The 15,482-nt window shown below is 74.6% G+C and carries 16 protein-coding genes; 7 read left to right on the top strand and 9 right to left on the bottom strand.

Annotated features, from left to right (window positions below; all coding sequences use genetic code 11):
* Positions 1-9: 9 nt before the first annotated feature.
* From ACIOFR_RS00675 to ACIOFR_RS00665, 3 genes are all read right to left on the bottom strand, one after another.
* On the bottom strand, positions 10-1,026 hold the full coding sequence (locus ACIOFR_RS00675; RefSeq protein ID WP_400992103.1) for a PhoH family protein: 1,017 nt from the start codon (positions 1,024-1,026) through the stop codon (positions 10-12).
* Between the two features lie 253 nt (positions 1,027-1,279).
* A complete protein-coding gene (locus ACIOFR_RS00670; RefSeq protein WP_400991442.1) occupies positions 1,280-2,200 on the bottom strand; it encodes a ribonuclease Z in 921 nt (306 codons plus the stop codon).
* Positions 2,201-2,204: 4 nt separating this feature from the next.
* On the bottom strand, positions 2,205-2,558 hold the full coding sequence (locus tag ACIOFR_RS00665; protein WP_400992102.1) for a histidine triad nucleotide-binding protein: 354 nt from the start codon (positions 2,556-2,558) through the stop codon (positions 2,205-2,207).
* Positions 2,559-2,816: 258 nt separating this feature from the next.
* Between ACIOFR_RS00665 and ACIOFR_RS00660 the strand changes: the two genes are divergently transcribed.
* Entirely contained in the window at positions 2,817-3,977 is a 1,161-nt protein-coding gene (locus ACIOFR_RS00660; RefSeq protein WP_400991441.1) for a mechanosensitive ion channel family protein, read from the top strand.
* On the opposite strand, the gene ACIOFR_RS00655 is transcribed toward ACIOFR_RS00660, so the two are convergent.
* Both ACIOFR_RS00655 and ACIOFR_RS00650 read right to left on the bottom strand, forming a co-directional pair.
* Positions 3,920-4,909 (bottom strand): YihY/virulence factor BrkB family protein, encoded by a 990-nt coding sequence (locus ACIOFR_RS00655; protein WP_400991440.1) that lies wholly within the window; start codon positions 4,907-4,909, stop codon positions 3,920-3,922. The genes ACIOFR_RS00660 and ACIOFR_RS00655 overlap by 58 nt on opposite strands.
* 171 nt (positions 4,910-5,080) lie before the next feature.
* Positions 5,081-5,506: an SRPBCC family protein gene (locus ACIOFR_RS00650; RefSeq protein ID WP_400991439.1), complete on the bottom strand. Its 426-nt coding sequence runs from the start codon at positions 5,504-5,506 to the stop codon at positions 5,081-5,083.
* Between the two features lie 212 nt (positions 5,507-5,718).
* On the opposite strand from ACIOFR_RS00650, the gene ACIOFR_RS00645 reads away from it, so the two are divergent.
* Positions 5,719-6,267, top strand: a complete 549-nt coding sequence (locus tag ACIOFR_RS00645; protein WP_400991438.1) for a VanZ family protein — start codon at positions 5,719-5,721, stop codon at positions 6,265-6,267.
* A gap of 61 nt (positions 6,268-6,328) precedes the next feature.
* Positions 6,329-7,060 carry a DUF4230 domain-containing protein gene (locus tag ACIOFR_RS00640; RefSeq protein ID WP_400991437.1) on the top strand — a complete coding sequence of 244 codons (732 nt, stop codon included), beginning with the start codon at positions 6,329-6,331 and terminating at the stop codon, positions 7,058-7,060.
* 119 nt (positions 7,061-7,179) lie between these two features.
* Here the strand turns inward: ACIOFR_RS00640 and ACIOFR_RS00635 are convergent, their stop codons facing one another.
* Positions 7,180-8,052 carry a SigB/SigF/SigG family RNA polymerase sigma factor gene (locus tag ACIOFR_RS00635; RefSeq protein ID WP_400991436.1) on the bottom strand — a complete coding sequence of 291 codons (873 nt, stop codon included), beginning with the start codon at positions 8,050-8,052 and terminating at the stop codon, positions 7,180-7,182.
* 300 nt (positions 8,053-8,352) lie between these two features.
* Here ACIOFR_RS00635 and ACIOFR_RS00630 point away from each other — a divergent pair, with 300 nt between their 5' ends.
* The 4 genes from ACIOFR_RS00630 to ACIOFR_RS00615 all read left to right on the top strand — a co-directional run bounded on the left by ACIOFR_RS00630 (position 8,353) and on the right by ACIOFR_RS00615 (position 9,962).
* Positions 8,353-8,613: a GlsB/YeaQ/YmgE family stress response membrane protein gene (locus tag ACIOFR_RS00630; RefSeq protein WP_400991435.1), complete on the top strand. Its 261-nt coding sequence runs from the start codon at positions 8,353-8,355 to the stop codon at positions 8,611-8,613.
* Between the two features lie 102 nt (positions 8,614-8,715).
* Complete coding sequence (locus ACIOFR_RS00625) at positions 8,716-9,108, top strand: STAS domain-containing protein (RefSeq protein WP_400991434.1); 393 nt, start codon at positions 8,716-8,718, stop codon at positions 9,106-9,108.
* 72 nt (positions 9,109-9,180) lie between these two features.
* Positions 9,181-9,645 carry an ATP-binding protein gene (locus ACIOFR_RS00620; RefSeq protein WP_400991433.1) on the top strand — a complete coding sequence of 155 codons (465 nt, stop codon included), beginning with the start codon at positions 9,181-9,183 and terminating at the stop codon, positions 9,643-9,645.
* A 92-nt stretch (positions 9,646-9,737) separates the two neighbouring features.
* Positions 9,738-9,962, top strand: a complete 225-nt coding sequence (locus tag ACIOFR_RS00615) for a DUF6458 family protein (protein WP_371496972.1) — start codon at positions 9,738-9,740, stop codon at positions 9,960-9,962.
* Between the two features lie 60 nt (positions 9,963-10,022).
* On the opposite strand, the gene ACIOFR_RS00610 is transcribed toward ACIOFR_RS00615, so the two are convergent.
* From ACIOFR_RS00610 to dnaJ, 3 genes are all read right to left on the bottom strand, one after another.
* A complete protein-coding gene (locus ACIOFR_RS00610) occupies positions 10,023-13,268 on the bottom strand; it encodes a PDZ domain-containing protein (RefSeq protein ID WP_400991432.1) in 3,246 nt (1,081 codons plus the stop codon).
* Positions 13,269-13,415: 147 nt separating this feature from the next.
* On the bottom strand, positions 13,416-14,165 hold the full coding sequence (locus tag ACIOFR_RS00605) for a 16S rRNA (uracil(1498)-N(3))-methyltransferase (RefSeq protein ID WP_400991431.1): 750 nt from the start codon (positions 14,163-14,165) through the stop codon (positions 13,416-13,418).
* A gap of 132 nt (positions 14,166-14,297) precedes the next feature.
* Entirely contained in the window at positions 14,298-15,440 is a 1,143-nt protein-coding gene (dnaJ, locus tag ACIOFR_RS00600; RefSeq protein ID WP_400991430.1) for a molecular chaperone DnaJ, read from the bottom strand.
* Positions 15,441-15,482 lie beyond the last annotated feature (42 nt).

Here is a 15,482-nt window from a genome sequence, read left to right as displayed (position 1 = left end):
GTTCGGTACTCAGCTTTCGGCGCGATGGGACTGCCGGGGCGCACGCGCGCCCCGACGCTGGACTGGTTTGGTGCGGGCGGTGCCGGCCTCGTCGGCCTCCTGGAGGGCGTCCCAGCGCTCGTAGGCGTCCACGATCCGGCCGACCAGCTTGTGCCGGACGACGTCGGTGCTGGTCAGCACCGAGAAGTGGATGTCCTGGACGTCGGCCAGGATCTCCTGGACGACCTTGAGACCGCTGCGGGTGCCGCCGGGGAGGTCGATCTGGCTGGTGTCGCCGGTGACCACCACCCGGGAGTTGAATCCCAGGCGGGTGAGGAACATCTTCATCTGCTCGGGCGAGGTGTTCTGGGCCTCGTCCAGGATGATGAAGGCGTCGTTGAGGGTGCGGCCGCGCATGTACGCGAGCGGGGCGACCTCGATGGTGCCGGCCGCCATCAGCCGCGGGATGGAGTCCGGGTCCATCATGTCGTGCAGCGCGTCGTAGAGCGGGCGCAGGTACGGGTCGATCTTCTCGTAGAGGGTGCCGGGCAGGAATCCCAGCCGCTCCCCCGCCTCGACGGCCGGCCGGGTCAGGATGATCCGGTTGACCTCCTTGGCCTGGAGGGCCTGGACCGCCTTGGCCATCGCCAGGTAGGTCTTGCCGGTGCCCGCGGGGCCGAGTCCGAAGACGATGGTGTGCTTGTCGATCGCCTCGACGTAGCGCTGCTGGTTCAGCGTCTTGGGGCGGATCGTGCGGCCCCGGTTGGACAGGATGTTCGCCGTGAAGACCTCGGACGGGGCCGGGTGGGCCGGGTCCTCGGCGGCCTTCCGGAGCATGGCGATGGAACGCTCCACGGCGTCCTCCGTCAGGGGTTGGCCGGTGCGCAGCACCAGCATCATCTCGCTGAAGAGCTGCTCGACGAGCTTGATCTCGGCGCGGTCGCCGGTGGCGGTGACCTCGTTGCCGCGGACGTGGATGTCGGCGTCGGGGAAGCCGCTCTCGATCACCCGCAGGAGCGAGTCGGCCGCCCCCAGCAGGGTGACCATCGGGTGCTTCTCCGGAATGACGATCCGGGTGGTGGCCGCGTCGGGGCGCTGATGACCGTTGGTTCGGGTCTGCGGTGTGTCACTCATGGGTCGGCGCTGAGGCCTGCTCATCCCATCTGTCGAGTCGTGTTGCCGCGCGGGCTCTCCGGGTCACCAGGGTACGCCGCGCCGATGTTCGCTGCGGCGGTGCGGCACCCCGGGCGGCGCATTCGATGCTGGACCCGCGGGGCGGCCGATGCGAATGGTTTTCCGGTCATGCCCGCGGCGGGACGGGCACCCGGACGAGGTCCTCGGCGACCACCAGCTCGCCGTCGAAGTGCCTGCGGGCCTCCGCGAGATGGCCGTCCAGGTCCGGGTAGCGCTGCGAGAAGTGGGTCAGCACCAGGGTCCGCACCCCCGCCTCGGCGGCCACCCTGGCGGCCTGGGCGGCGGTGAGGTGGCCGTGGTCCTCGGCCAGCCGCGCGTCCGTGTCCAGGAAGGTCGCCTCGATCACCAGCAGGTCGGCGCCCTCCGCGAGCTCCTCGACGCCCGGACAGAGCCGGGTGTCCATCACGAACGCAAACCGCTGGCCCGCCCGGACCTCGCTGACCTCGTCCAGGGTGACCGTCCGGCCGTCCGCCAGCTCGACCGCGCCCTGCTGCTGGAGCCGGCCCACCTGCGGACCGCGCAGGCCGAGCGCGGCGAGCCGCTCGGGCAGGATCCGGCGGCCGTCCGGCTCGGTGAGCCGGTAGCCGAAGGAGTCGACCGGGTGGGAGAGCCGTACGGCGGAGAACTCGAACGGCGCGCCGGGGGCCGGCAGCGGGCCGGGCTCCGCGACCGGGCGCGGGCGCAGCTGTGCGGTCTCGTGGAAGGCGGTGGCGTACCGCAGCCGGTCGAAGAAGGCCTGGCCGCTGGCCGGGTAGTAGGCGTCGACCGGGTGCGGCACCCGGTCCAGGTTGATCCGCTGGATCACCCCGGCCAGCCCCAGCGAGTGGTCACCGTGGAAGTGGGTGACGGCGATCCGGGTGATGCCGGTGGCCGAGACCCCGGCGTGCAGCATCTGCCGCTGGGTGCCCTCGCCCGGATCGAACAGCAGGCCCTCGCCGTCCCAGCGGAGCAGGTAGCCGTTGTGGTTGCGGTGCCGGGTGGGCACCTGGCTGGCGGTGCCGAGGACGACGAGTTCGCGCTGTGACACCGGATCAGACCAGGCCCTCGCGGAGCGGCTCGCCGCCGAGCACGTGCACGTGGGCGTGGAAGACCGTCTGGCCGGCGCCGGCACCGGTGTTGAAGATCAGGCGGTAGTCGGCGATGCCCTCGCCCGCGGCGACCTCACCCGCCTCGGTGAGCAGTTCGGCGGCGACGGCCGGGTCGGCGGCGGCGAGCGCGGCGGCGTTCGGGTAGTGCACCCGCGGGATGACCAGCACGTGCGTGGGGGCCTGCGGATGGATGTCGCGGAAGGCGATCGTGTCCTCGGTCTTGCGGACCACGGTGGCCGGGATCTCGCCCGCCACGATCTTGCAGAACAGGCAGTCGGACTGCGGCTCGCCGGCCATCTCGGTCTCCTCGTGCTGATCGGCCGTCACGGGAGTGACGTGACGGACCTGGCGTGACTGTCGGCGGCAGCCTAGCCGAGCCGGGGGACGGCCCACCGGCGTCCGCCCGGACCGCTGTGTTTGAAGACCACTCAGCGGGCAGGCGACCGGTCGGCGCCGCCCCGTCCCGGCGGCGCCCGCGCCCGGGGCCCCCGGTCCTCTCCCCCTCCCGGGGTCCCCGGCGCGTCCCCGGCACCGACCCTCCGGGAGGAAACCCGCATGCCGATCTGGACCGTCCTGCGCCCGCTGCTGGTGGTGGCCGCCGTCGCCGGCGCCGTCCTCGTGGTCGACCGCCTGCTCACGCTGGCCGTCGGCCGGCTGTCCGCCGGGCGGCCGGGGGCCCGGCGGTGGCAGATGCTGCGGCACTGCCGGATCCCCGCCCTGGTGGCCACGCTGACGGCGCTGCTGCTCGGCGCCGAGCCGGCCATGGGCCTGGGCGGCGGGGTCCGGCCGCTGCTGCGGCACGGACTGCTGCTGGCCCTGCTGGTCAGCGCCGGCTGGCTGGCCGCCCGGACGGTCTCGCTGTTCATCGAGTCCGCCCTGACCAGGTACGCGGCCGGGCGGCGCGATCCCGGCCGGGTCCGCCGGGCCAGGACCCAGGCGGAGCTGGTCGGCCGGATCAGCGACGTCGCGATCGCGGTGCTGACGCTCGCCGCGGCGCTGATGACCTTCCCGGCGGTCCGCGCGGTCGGGGCCAGCCTGCTGGCCTCGGCGGGCCTGCTGGGGCTGGTGGCGGGCGTCGCGGCGCAGTCCTCGCTGGCCAACCTGTTCGCCGGGATCCAGCTGGCCTTCGGCGACATGGTGCGGATCGGCGACGTCGTGGTGGTGGCCGGCGAGTGGGGCACGGTCGAGGAGATCACCCTCACCGCCGTGGTGATCGCCACCTGGGACCAGCGGCGGATCGTGATGCCGGTCTCCTACTTCGCCGGGAAGCCCTTCGAGAACTGGTCCCGCCGGGATCCGGGCATCACCGGCACCGTGCTGCTGCACCTCGACCACCGCACGCCCGTCGACGAACTGCGCGCCGAGTTCGAGCGGCTGCTCGCCGACGACGAGCGCTGGGACGGCACCGGCCGGGCCCTCCAGGTGGTCGACACCACCCCCAGCACGATCGTGGTCCGGGCCCTGATGACCGCGGCCGACGCCGAGCAGGCCTTCGAGCTGCGCTGCGCGGTGCGCGAGCACCTGGTCGCCTACCTGCGCGACCGGCACCCGGCCGCGCTGCCCAGGGTCACGGTCGGCGGGCCCGCCGAGCCGGTACGGCCGGCCCCGGAGCCGTACGCGGAGCCCGCCGCGGAGCCGGGGGCCCGGGCCGCGCTTCCTCACCCGGTCTCCGAGGAGTCCGCCGGCCGCGACCGGGCCGCCCGCGGCACGCGGTAGCCGGCCGAGCGGGCCGAGCGGGCCGGGTCGGTGGAGCGGGCGGGGTCGCTGGACCGGACGGGGTCGGTGGACCGGACGGGGTCGGTGGGGTCGGCGACCCTGGTCCGGGCGAGCTCGGCGTCGAACTCCAGGCCCAGCAGGACGGCCAGGTTCGTCAGCCAGAGCCAGACCAGGAACACCATCACCCCGGCCAGTGCGCCGTACATCCGGTTGTAGGTGTCCACGAACGCGGCGTACAGCGCGAAGCCGCCCGAGGCGGCCAGCCAGAGCGCGACGGCGAGCGCGCTGCCCGGGGAGATCCAGCGGAAGCCGCGGGACCGGACGCTCGGGGCGGCCCAGTACAGCACCGTGACCAGCAGGGTGACCAGCAGCAGCAGGACCGGCCACTTGGCGACCGACCACAGGGTGAGGCCGAAGTCCCCTATCCCCAGGGCCCGGCCGGCCTGCTCGGCGAGCGGGCCGGTGAGGACCACGATCGTCACGCCGGCCGCCAGCAGGACCACCAGCACCCCCGTCAGCGCCAGCCGTACGGGAGCCAGCCGCCACAGCGGGCGGTCCTCCTCGACGCCGTACACCGCGTTCGCCGAGCGGATGAACGCCCCGACGTAGCCGGAGGCGGACCAGAGCGCGCCGGCCGCGCCCAGCACCGCGAACAGGCCGCCCGCACCGGCGTTCTGCTGCACCTGCCCGACCCCCTCCCGCAGGACCTCGCCGGCCGGCCCGGGGGCGAGTCGGCGCAGACCGTCCGTCACCTGCCCGGCGGGGGACGGTCCGGCGGCCCCGAGCAGGCCGGTCAGCAGCAGCAGACCGGGGAAGAGGGCCAGCACCCCGTAGTAGGTGAGCGCGGCCGCCCGGTCGAACAGCTCGTCGCCGAGCAGCTCGCGTCCGGTGCGCCGGAACACGGCCCGCAGGCGGGGGGCGGTGACCGACATGGGTCTCTCCTCGGCGGTGGGGCGCGGCGGCGGGGCGCCGGCGGTGCGGTGACGGTGGTGCGGTGGCGGTGGTGCGGTGGCGGTGCGGTGGCGGCGAGGCGGCCGGTGGTGATGGTACGGCCGGTGGTGGGGCGGGGTCTCAGGCCCGTGCCCCGGGCTCGGGGCGGGGTCTCAGGCCCGTGCCCCGGGCTCCTCGACGTACCGCTTGAAGTCCTGAAGGGAGCGGTGCACCTGGTGGGCGACGAAGCCGAGCCGGTCGCCGATCACGTCGACGACGCCGTGCGGGGTGTGGTCGAGCTGCAGCATGATCCTGGTCCGATCGGCGGCCAGCGCGTGGAAGGTGACCACGCCGGAGTGCTCCGCGCCGTCCACCGCGCGCCAGGCGATCCGCTCGCCGGCGATCCGCTCGGTGACCTCGGCGTCGAACTCGCGCTGGATCCCGTCCACCCGGGCCACCCAGTGCACCGTCCCGTCCGGGCCCGGCGCCACCCCCTCCACCCCCGCCATGAAGCGCGGGAACGCCGAGATCCCGCACCACTGCTCGTAGGCGGCCTCCACCGGCACCGCCACCTCGACCGACTCCTCGATCCGGGACATGGTCTCTCCTTCCGCTGGACGTGTCGCGGCTCGTCTGCCCGCCCGCGGCCGCGCCACGCAGCGCCGGACCGGATCGTCCACGATGGATCAACTCACCTAGGAGGAAGAACAGTTGACCACCACCTCGGCGCCACCGGTCCGCTTGGCGCCGCCGCCGCGGGGTACCCGCCAGGTGCCGGCGGCGGACGACCGCGGCGAGGGGAGCGGACACCATGGCGAGAACGACGACGGCCCCGGCGGACGGGCCGCGGGCGACGGCCGGACCGGACGCCCCGACCGGGGCGCGGGAGCCGTTCCTGCGCCGCCGCGGCCTGCTGCCCGGCCTGGTCCGGTCGGCGGTGCTGCTGGTCGCCCTGGCCGCGACGGTGACCTTCGCGGTCGCGCTGGCCCGGGTGACGCTGGTCCCGTCGCCGGCCTCCCGCGATCTGGTGCACGCCAACCTGCGCCCGGGCGCCTCGCTGCGGGCCTACCTGGACCAGCCCGCGGTCCGCGCGGCCGCCCAGCAGGTCGGCGGGAACCTGCTGCTGGGCGTCCCGTTCGGGCTGCTGCTGCCGGTGCTGTTCCAGCGGCTGCGCGGTGCGCTCGCGGTCACCGCGCTGACCGCCCTGGTGATGGTGACCGTGGAGGTCGCCCAGGCCGCGCTGGTGGTCGGCCGGGCCTTCGACGTGGACGACGTCATCCTCAACACCACCGGCGCCCTGCTCAGTTGCCTGCTGCTCGGGCGGCGCCTCGGGCGGGCCCTGCACGCCCGCCACGCCTGACCCGTACCGCTCCGACCGGACCCACCACGGGATCCGGCAGATGAAGAGAGAAGGGACACCGATGGCACTCCTGAGACGCGACCGGCCCGCCGGGTCCGGGGCGACGACAGAGACCGGGAAGGAGGCCGGGGCCGGGGCCGCGCCGCGCCCACCCCGCCGCCGCACCCCCTGGTACGTCGCTCTGCCCGTCACCCTCGCCGCCATCCTCGCGGTCTTCCTCGCCGGGGCGCACCTGGGGCTGTTCCCCACACTGCCGAACCCGTTCGAGCGCCGCACCGTGGACCGCAGCCAGCCGGTGCTGCTGAAGTCGATCCAGGAGATGAAGCGCTTCACCGGCGCCCAGGGCAACTTCCAGGTCATCGTCGACCTCGACCACGAGGCCGCCTTCCTGCCGTCGGCCCTGCTCGGCAACCGCACCCTGTACGTGGCGGCCGGCACCGTGGACGCCTACACCGACCTCAGCACCCTCGACCAGGGCGCGGTGACCGTCTCGGCCGACCGTTCCACCGTCACCGTGGTCGTCCCGCACGCCCAGCTCGCCCCGGCCGCGCTCGACGTCCGCCGCTCCTACGTCTACCTCCAGCAGCGCGGCTTCTTCGACCGGATCGGGGAGTTCTTCAGCGGCAACCCGGGCAACCAGCAGAAGGTCGAGGTGCTCGCCACCCAGAAGATCGAGCAGGCCGCCAAGGACACCGAGCTCACCCAGCGCGCCGAACAGAGCACCCGCACCATGCTGGAGGGCCTGCTGCGCTCGGCCGGTTTCGGCACGGTGACGGTCACCGTGGCCGCCTGAGCGAGCGCCGGCCCGCCGACCGGTACGGCTGGGGGCGCCCACACCCGCGGGTGTGGGCGCCCCCAGCCGTACCGGTCGGCGGGCCCCGGCCGTACCGACTCAGGACCCAGCCGTACGACTCAGCCCTCGGCCAGCAGCGCGGTGCGCAGTTCGCCGAGCACCCGCTTGAGCACACGGGAGATGTGCATCTGCGAGAAGCCGAGCAGCTCGCCGATCTCCGCCTGGGTCAGCTCCGAGCCGAAGCGCAGCGAGAGCACCTCGCGGTCGCGCTCCGACAGCGCGGCGATGGCGGGCTTGAGCGCTTCGCGGCTCAGCACCAACTCGTAGTCCCGCTCCTCGAAGGCGATCCGGTCGCCGAGGCTCGGGCCGTCGTCGGTGTCGGAGCCCGCCCCGATGTCCAGCGAGCCGGCGGTCTGCGCCCGGCTGGCGACGATGCCCTCGCGGATCTCCGCCTCGCTCAGCGAGAGGTGCTCGGCGAGCTCGGCGGTGGTCGGGGCCCGGTCGTGCAGCTGCTGGAGCTCGTCGGTGGCCTTGGCGAGGGCGATCCGCAGCTCCTGGAGGCGGCGGGGCACGTGCACCATCCAGCCGGTGTCCCGGAAGAACCGCTTGATCTCGCCCGCGATGGTGGGGATGGCGAAGGTGGTGAACTCCACGCCCTGATCCGGGTCGAACCGGTCGATGGCCTTGATCAGGCCCACCGTGCCGACCTGGAGGATGTCCTCCATCGGCTCGCTGCGGGTGCGGTACCGGCCCGCGACGAACTTGACCAGCGCCATGTTCAGCTCGACCAGGGTGCCCCGGACGTAGGAGAACTCCGGGGTGCCCTCCTCCAGTTCTCCGAGCCGCTGGAACAGCGTCTTGGAGAGCGCGCGGGCATCGGCGGGCGACACCGCCGACGGGTCGTCGATCCTGGGCAGCGGGGCGGGGCCCGCCGGGATCGCACTCGGCGACATCGCGGTGGTGATCGACATCGTGGGATTCAGGACGGCCATGGCTCTCCCTCTTCCGGCCTCTTGCGTGGTTCGTCCGCGCTCTGACCCACGGCGTGTACCCCGGTCATGCGCGAAGGACCCAGTCCACACGCGACCTTCACGACTTCCGGCGCAATCGAACATATCAGCCGTCCGACCGGCACATTCACCCGCCGGCGGACGCCGTACACACGACGTGCGTGCGGCGTGCATGCGGCGGCGGAACGCGGGCATGCGACGGATGCCCCCGGACAGCCGGGGACGCGACGGACGCGACGGACGCGACGCAACGGACGAAACCAAGGATGAAAGGAGTCCCCCGTGAGCATCCTGTGGGCCATCCTCGCCGGCCTCGTGATCGGCCTGCTCGCCAAACTGGTCCTGCCCGGCCGCCAGGCGATCCCGCTCTGGCTGACGGTGCTGCTGGGCATCGTCGGCGGCCTGATCGGCAACAGCCTGGCCGCCGCGCTCGGCGTGCGGGACACCGGTGGCGTCGACTGGGTCCGCCATCTGCTCCAGGTCGGCGCCGCCGCGCTGCTGATCGGCCTGGTCAGCCCCGCCTGGTCCCGCCGGGGGCACTGATCCGCACCGGTGGCGCGTCGGCCTCCGGGCAGCAGCGCACTTCCGTTTCCCCCCTCTCCCCGCCTATCGTCGGCAGTGATCCAGGGCTGCACGGAGGAACGGATGTCTGACGAAGGAATCGAGGCGGAGCGCCACGGGGCGACCGTCCCGGCCGGCCGGTTGACCGCACGCCAGGAGCGGCGCGGCACCACCGTGCTGGTCGCCCTGGCCGGCGAGCTCGACCTGGACACGCTGGCCCCGGCCGACGAAGCGCTGGGACAGGCGCTCGCGACCGGGCCGGCCCGCGTGGTGGTGGACCTGGCGGAGGTCAGCTTCTGCGACTCCTCCGGCCTCAACCTGCTGCTGCGCACCAGGCTCGCCGCCCAGGAGGCGGAGGTCGAACTGCGGCTCGCCGCCGCGCCCGACGGCCAGTTCGGCCGGCTGCTGGAACTGACCGGGGCCGGGGCCGTGTTCTCCCTGCACGCCTCGCTCCCGGACGCCCTCGCCGACGCGTGAGCGCCGACGGACCCGGGGCGCGACCCGCGCCCCCCACCGACCAATCATGAACGACCATGCCGGGGTGAACAGATGACCAGCGGTCAGAGAGGTGCTGAGGCCGTCGAGCGGCCCCGACCGGACCTGCCCGCCGCCGGGCAGCGGCGGACCGTCCGGCTCGCCGGGCTGCCCCGGCAGGTCGTGCTCGGGCGGGAGTTCGCCCGCACGGCCCTCACCGACTGGGCCTGGCCCGGCGAGGAGGCGGTGGAGGACCTGCTCCTGGTCGTCTCCGAACTGGTCGCCAACGCCCGCCTGCACGCCGGCGGCGCACTCCAGCTCAGCCTGCACCTGACGCAGGACCGGCTGCGGATCGAGGTCGCGGACGCCGCCCGGACACCCCCGGTACCCAGCCTCCCCCACCGCCCCGGCCTGCCCGGCGGCCACGGCCTGCACATCATCCAACGGCTCGCGGACGAGTGGGGCGTGGCCGTCCACGACACCGGCAAGACGGTCTGGGCCGAGGTCCACGTCCCGGGTACGCCGGAGTCCGCGGGCTGAGTCCGCAGGGCAGCCCGCCGCATGCGGGGCCCCGCCCGGGGTAGGCGAGCGCCGGTCCGAACGGGCCGCACCACGGGCTGGAGGTCGACACCATGGGAATCGGCGGTTGCGTCATCGTGTTCGCGCTCGGGGCGATCCTCGCCTTCGCCGTCGACTGGCACGTCTCGGGGGTGAACCTGCACACGGTGGGCGTGATCCTGATGCTCGCCGGACTGCTCGGGCTGGTCACCTACGTCAACGTGTTCCGGCGCCGCCGGGCCGGCCGGCTGCGCGGCGACGCGGTGGTCGAGGAGCGACGCTACGTCGACGAGGTCTGAGCCGGCCCCGACCGGCCCCGGGGGCGGACGGCGAGGTGCCGTCCGCCCCCGGGGCACGGATCACAGCTCCGGCAGCGCCGGCGGCCTGCGGGCCGGGGTCTCGGCCAGCGAGGCCAGCGCGATCCGGACGGCCTCGGCCAGCTGCGGGTCCTCGCCCGCCGCCCACTGGTGCGGCGCGATCGGGACCTCGACGTCCGGGTCCACCCCGTGGTTCTCCACGCCCCAGCCGTAACCCTCCAGCCAGAAGGCGTACTTGGGCTGGGTCACCCCGGTCCCGTCGACCAGGGTGTACTTGCTGTCGATGCCGATCACCCCGCCCCAGGTGCGGGCGCCGACCACCGGGCCGATGCCGAGCGCCTGGATGGCGGCGTTGACGATGTCACCGTCGGAACCGGAGAACTCGTCCGCGACCGCGACCACCGGGCCGCGCGGGGCGTCGTCCGGGTACGAGCCCGGGTTCGCCAGGTCGCGGGCCGGCGCCCAGCCGATGATCCGCCGGTTGAGCTTCTCGATGATCAGCTGCGAGGTGTGGCCGCCGCGGTTCTCCCGCAGGTCCACCACGACGCCCTCCTTGGACATCTCCACCTTCAGGTCGCGGTGCAGCTGCGCCCAGCCGGGGCTGGCCATGTCCGGGACGTGCAGGTAGCCGAGCCGGCCGCCGGACAGCTCCCTGGTCGCGGCGCGGCGGCCGGCCACCCAGTCGTGGTAGCGCAGCGCCTCCTCGTCGGCCAGCGGCACCACCACGGGGTGGCGCTCACCGGTGCCGTCCTTGCCGGTGACGGTCAGCTCGACCGGCTGGCCCGCGGTGCCGGCCAGCAGCGGCGCCGGGCCGGTCACCGGGTCGACCGGGCGGCCGTTCACGGCCACCACCGCGTCCCCGGGGCGGACGGCCGCGCCGGGCGCCGTCAGCGGGGAGCGGGCCCGCGGGTCGGAGGACTCGCCGGGCAGGATCCGGGCGACCCGCCAGACGTCCCCGTCCCGGACCAGGTCCGCGCCGAGCAGGCCCTGCAGGCGGGCCTCCTCGGCACCCGGGCCCGGGCCGCGCACGTAGGCGTGCGAGGTGCCGAGCTCGCCGACCGTCTCCCAGAGCAGGTCCTCCAGGTCGTCGTGGGTGCCGACCCGCTCGACCAGCGGCCGGTAGCGGGCCAGCACGCCGGTCCAGTCGACGCCGTTCATGTCGGCGCGCCAGAAGTTGTCCCGCATCAGGCGGCCGTTCTCGTCGAACATCTGGCGCCACTCGGCGGCCGGGTCGACGGTGACGCGCACCCGGGCGAGGTCGACGTCCAGGTCGTCGTCCTCGCCGGCCTTGCTGTCGGCCGGGAGCACCCGCAGCCGGCCCTCGTCCAGCACCGCGAGCCGGGTGCCGTCGCCGCTCACGGCGTACCCGTCGACACCGGCGACGAGCTCCTCGGCACGGCGCTTGGCGAAGTCGAAGCGCTCCAGGGCCGGGCGGGGGTGGACGTCCTCCAGCGAGGCGGCGTTGTCGCCCAGCTCGCCGAGCAGCGGCACCCTCGTCCACAGCACCCCGTCCTTGGTGGCGTGCAGGCTGCCGAACTGGCCGCCCTCCACCGGGAACGGGATGATCCGGTCGGCGATGCCCTCCAGGTCGACCCGGGTGACCGGGGCCGCGTCCTCGTTCTTCTCGCCGTCCTTGCCCTCGGCACCGGCCTTGGCGCCGCGGGCGTCCTCGGCCTCCCCGCCGACCGGCCGGCCGGCCCGCTGCGGACCGAACGGTGACGGGGTGTCGGCCGCCAGCGTCAGCAGGTAGGGCCGGGTGCCGGTCGGGAAGGACAGGTCGAAGACGTGCGAGTCGTAGACCGGGTCGAAGTTGCGGACCGACAGGAAGGCCAGGTGCTTGCCGTCCGCGGTGAAGGCCGGCGAGTAGTCGGCGAACCGCTGCGGGGTGGCCTCGGCGACCGTGCGGTCCGACAGGTCGGCCAGCATGATCTGGCGCAGGCTCCACGGGCCGAGCACCGGCTGCGACCAGGCCAGCCAGCCCGAGTCCGGGCTGAACACCAGGCCGCTGACCTCGCCGTCGCCGCTGCGGACCAGCTCGTGCACCTCGCCGTCGGCGAGCGAGACCAGCAGCAGCCGGCCGTCGTGCGAGGCGGCGGCCAGGAGCTTCCCGTCGGGCGACACCGCCAGGTCGAGCACCCGGCCGAGCCGTCCGGCGGCGAACCGGCGGCGCTCGGTGCCCAGCACGGCGGGCGCGAACTCGATCGCGTCGTCGCCCTCGGCGTCGGTCACCCAGACCGCGCCCTGCTCGCCGTCCGCGCCCGGGACGACCCGGGCGAGCCGGGCGCGGGCGCCCGGGGTCTGCTCCAGCAGCCGGGCCGGGCCCTCCCGGTGGGTGAGCCAGTGCACGCTGCCGCGCACGACCACGGCGCTGGCCCGCCCGGTGCGGTCCGGGGCCACCGTCTCCAACTGCCCGGCGGCCGGGGTGGGGTGGGGCTGGCGGTCGGTCCGCGGTCCGGCCGGGCGGACGTCCAGCCGGCGCGGTTCGGCGCCGTCCAGGTCGTCCAGCAGCCAGAGGTCGCCGCCGCTGTGCCAGATCACCCGGGTGCCGTCGGTGGTCGCGTTGCGGGCGTAGAACGCGTTGTCGCTGTGGCGGCGCAGATCGGAGCCGTCCGGCAGGCTGGAGTACAGCTGCCCGGTGCCCTCGTGGTCGGAGATGAACGCGACCCGGGACGCCGGCCCGGAGCCCACCCAGAGCGGGGACTCGATGTTGCCGTCCAGCTCCCGGTGCAGCCGCTCGAACTCCTGGGAGCCGATCCAGAGTTTGCCCGCGGTGCCGCCCCGGTAGCGCTTCCACCAGGCCGGCTCGCGGCTGATCGCGGAGAGCAGCAGCGTGCGGTCCCCGTCCGGCTCGAAGGCCAGCCCGCCGATCGGGCCGTACGGGAGCCGGGTGGGTTCGCCGCCGTCGAGCGGCACGGCGAAGGCCCAGGACCGCCGGATGGTGGCCTGCCCGGCGGTGGTGGTGGCGATCGGGCGGCCGTCCGCCGTCCAGCCGCGCAGCATGGTGTACGGGTTGCCCCAGTGGGTGAGCCGCCGGGCCGGGCCGCCGTCCACCGGGGCCACGTGGATCTCCGGGGCGCCGTCCCGGGTCGAGGTCCAGGCCACCAGCCGGCCGTCCGGCGAGAACCGGGGGCGCCGCACCGGCACCTGATCGGCGGTCAGCCGCCAGGCCCGGCCGCCCTCGACCGGGGCAAGCCAGATGTCGTCCTCGGCGACGAAGGTGACGAGGTCACCGTGGAGGTGCGGGTGGCGCAGGTAGGCGCTCGCGGGGGTGCTCTCTGGTTCGGTCACGACAGCCACCCTAGGCACGGCCCAGGGGGGCGGCCAAGGGTTTCTTCGAGGGCGAACCCCCGGCGTCCGGTCCCGGTTCCCCGGCCGGCGCCGGGCCGGCGGCCGGTGTCAGGCCCAGCCGGCCGTTGTCAGGCCCAGGGGGCGTTGTCAGGCCCAGCGGCCGGTGCGGCCGAGCAGCAGGGCCCCGGCGGCGACCCCGGCGGTCGAGGTCCGCAGCACGGAGCTGCCCAGCCGGTGCGGCCGGGCGCCGGCCTCGGCGAAGGCGGCCAGCTCCTCGGGGGCGACCCCGCCCTCCGGACCGACCACCAGCAGGATGTCCCCGCCGCCCGGCAGCGCGGCGGTGGCCAGCGGCTCGGCGCCGTCCTCGTGCAGCACCGCGGCGAGCTCGGCCCGCCCGAGCAGCGGGACGAGCTGACGCGTGGTCACCAGGTCGCGCACCTCGGGGAAGCGCAGCCGGCGGGACTGCTTGCCGGCCTCCCGGGCGGTGGCCCGCCACTTGGCGAGGGCCTTGGCGCCACGCTCGCCCTTCCACTGGGTGATGCAGCGGTTCGCCGCCCACGGGATCACCACGTCGACGCCGACCTCGGTCATGGTCTCCACCGCGAGCTCGCCCCGGTCGCCTTTGGGCAGCGCCTGGACCACCACGATCCGCGGGCTGGGCTCCGGCTCCCGCCGCACGGCGTCCACCGTCACGTCCAGCGCGTCCTTGCCGTGCACGGCCGTGACCGTGCCGTCCACGCCGAGGCCCAGGCCGTCCGCCAGGGTGACGGCCTCGCCGGGCTCCAGCCGCTTGACCGCCGCCGCGTGCCGCCCCTCCGGGCCGTCCAGCCGGACCACCGAGCCGGGTCCGGCGGCGTCCAGCACCGCGGTCTCGACGACGAACACGGGCGCGGTCATGAACCAAACCTCCGGTAGATCTGTCGGTGCCCGGCGGCCTGCGCCGGCGGCCGGGTCGGGCGCGGGCGACCGCGGCCACGCGTGAGGGGCGCCGGGGTGACCCCGACGCCCCCGGAGGCGGTGAGCCCTCGGTCAGCGACCGTTGAACGCGTCCTTCAGGCGGGAGAACAGCCCCTGCTGCCCGGGGGCGAAGTGCCCGGCCGGGCGCTCCTCGCCGCGCAGCACCGCCAGCCGGCGCAGCAGGTCCTCCTGCTCGGGGTCGAGCTTGGTGGGCGTCTGCACCTCGACATGCACTATCAGGTCGCCCCGGCCGCCGCCGCGCAGGTGCGTGATGCCCCGCCCGTGCAGCGGGATCGACTGGCCGGACTGGGTGCCGGGCCGGATGTCGACCTCCTCCAGCCCGTCCAGGGTCTGCAGCGGCACCTGGGTGCCGAGCGAGGCCGCCGTCATCGGGATGGTGACCGTGCAGTGCAGGTCGTCGCCGCGGCGCTGGAACGTCGGGTGGGTGGTCTCGGCGATCTCCACGTACAGGTCGCCGGCGGGGCCGCCGCCGGGGCCGACCTCGCCCTCGCCCGCCAGCTGGATCCGGGTGCCGTTGTCGACACCCGCCGGGATCTTGACGGTGAGGGTGCGGCGGGCGCGGACCCGGCCGTCGCCGGCGCACTCCGGGCACGGGGTCGGCACCACGGTGCCGAAGCCCTGGCACTGCGGGCAGGGGCGGGAGGTCATGACCTGGCCCAGGAAGGACCGGGTGACCTGGGAGACCTCGCCCTTGCCGCGGCACATGTCACAGGTCTGCGCGGACGTGCCGGGGGCCGCGCCCTCGCCGCTGCAGGTGGTGCAGGTGACGGCCGTGTCGACCTGGAGCTCCTTGGTGGTGCCGAACGCGGCCTCCTCCAGGGTGATCTCCAGCCGGATCATGGCGTCCTGGCCGCGCCGGGTGCGCGAGCGCGGTCCGCGCTGGCCGCCGGCGGCGCCGAAGAAGGCGTCCATGATGTCGGAGAAGCCGAACCCGGCCGCCCCGAAGCCGCCCGCGCCGCCGCCACCGCCGCCGTTGGGCGACAGCGGGTCCCCGCCGAGGTCGTAGACCTGACGCTTCGCGGGGTCGGAGAGCACCTCGTAGGCGGCGTTGATCTCCTTGAACCGCTCCTGCGTCTTCGGGTCCGGGTTGACGTCCGGGTGCAGTTCGCGCGCGAGGCGTCGGAACGCCTTCTTGATCTCGTCCTGACCCGCGTCACGTCGGACGCCGAGTACCGCGTAGTAGTCCGTGGCCACCAAATGCTCCGGTTTGTTCCGCCTCTAGAAGTGCTTGCGACT

It is taken from the genome of Kitasatospora sp. NPDC088346 (assembly GCF_044740765.1).
Taxonomy (GTDB): Bacteria; Actinomycetota; Actinomycetes; order Streptomycetales; family Streptomycetaceae; genus Kitasatospora.
This window is presented reverse-complemented; position numbering and strand designations above follow the sequence as displayed.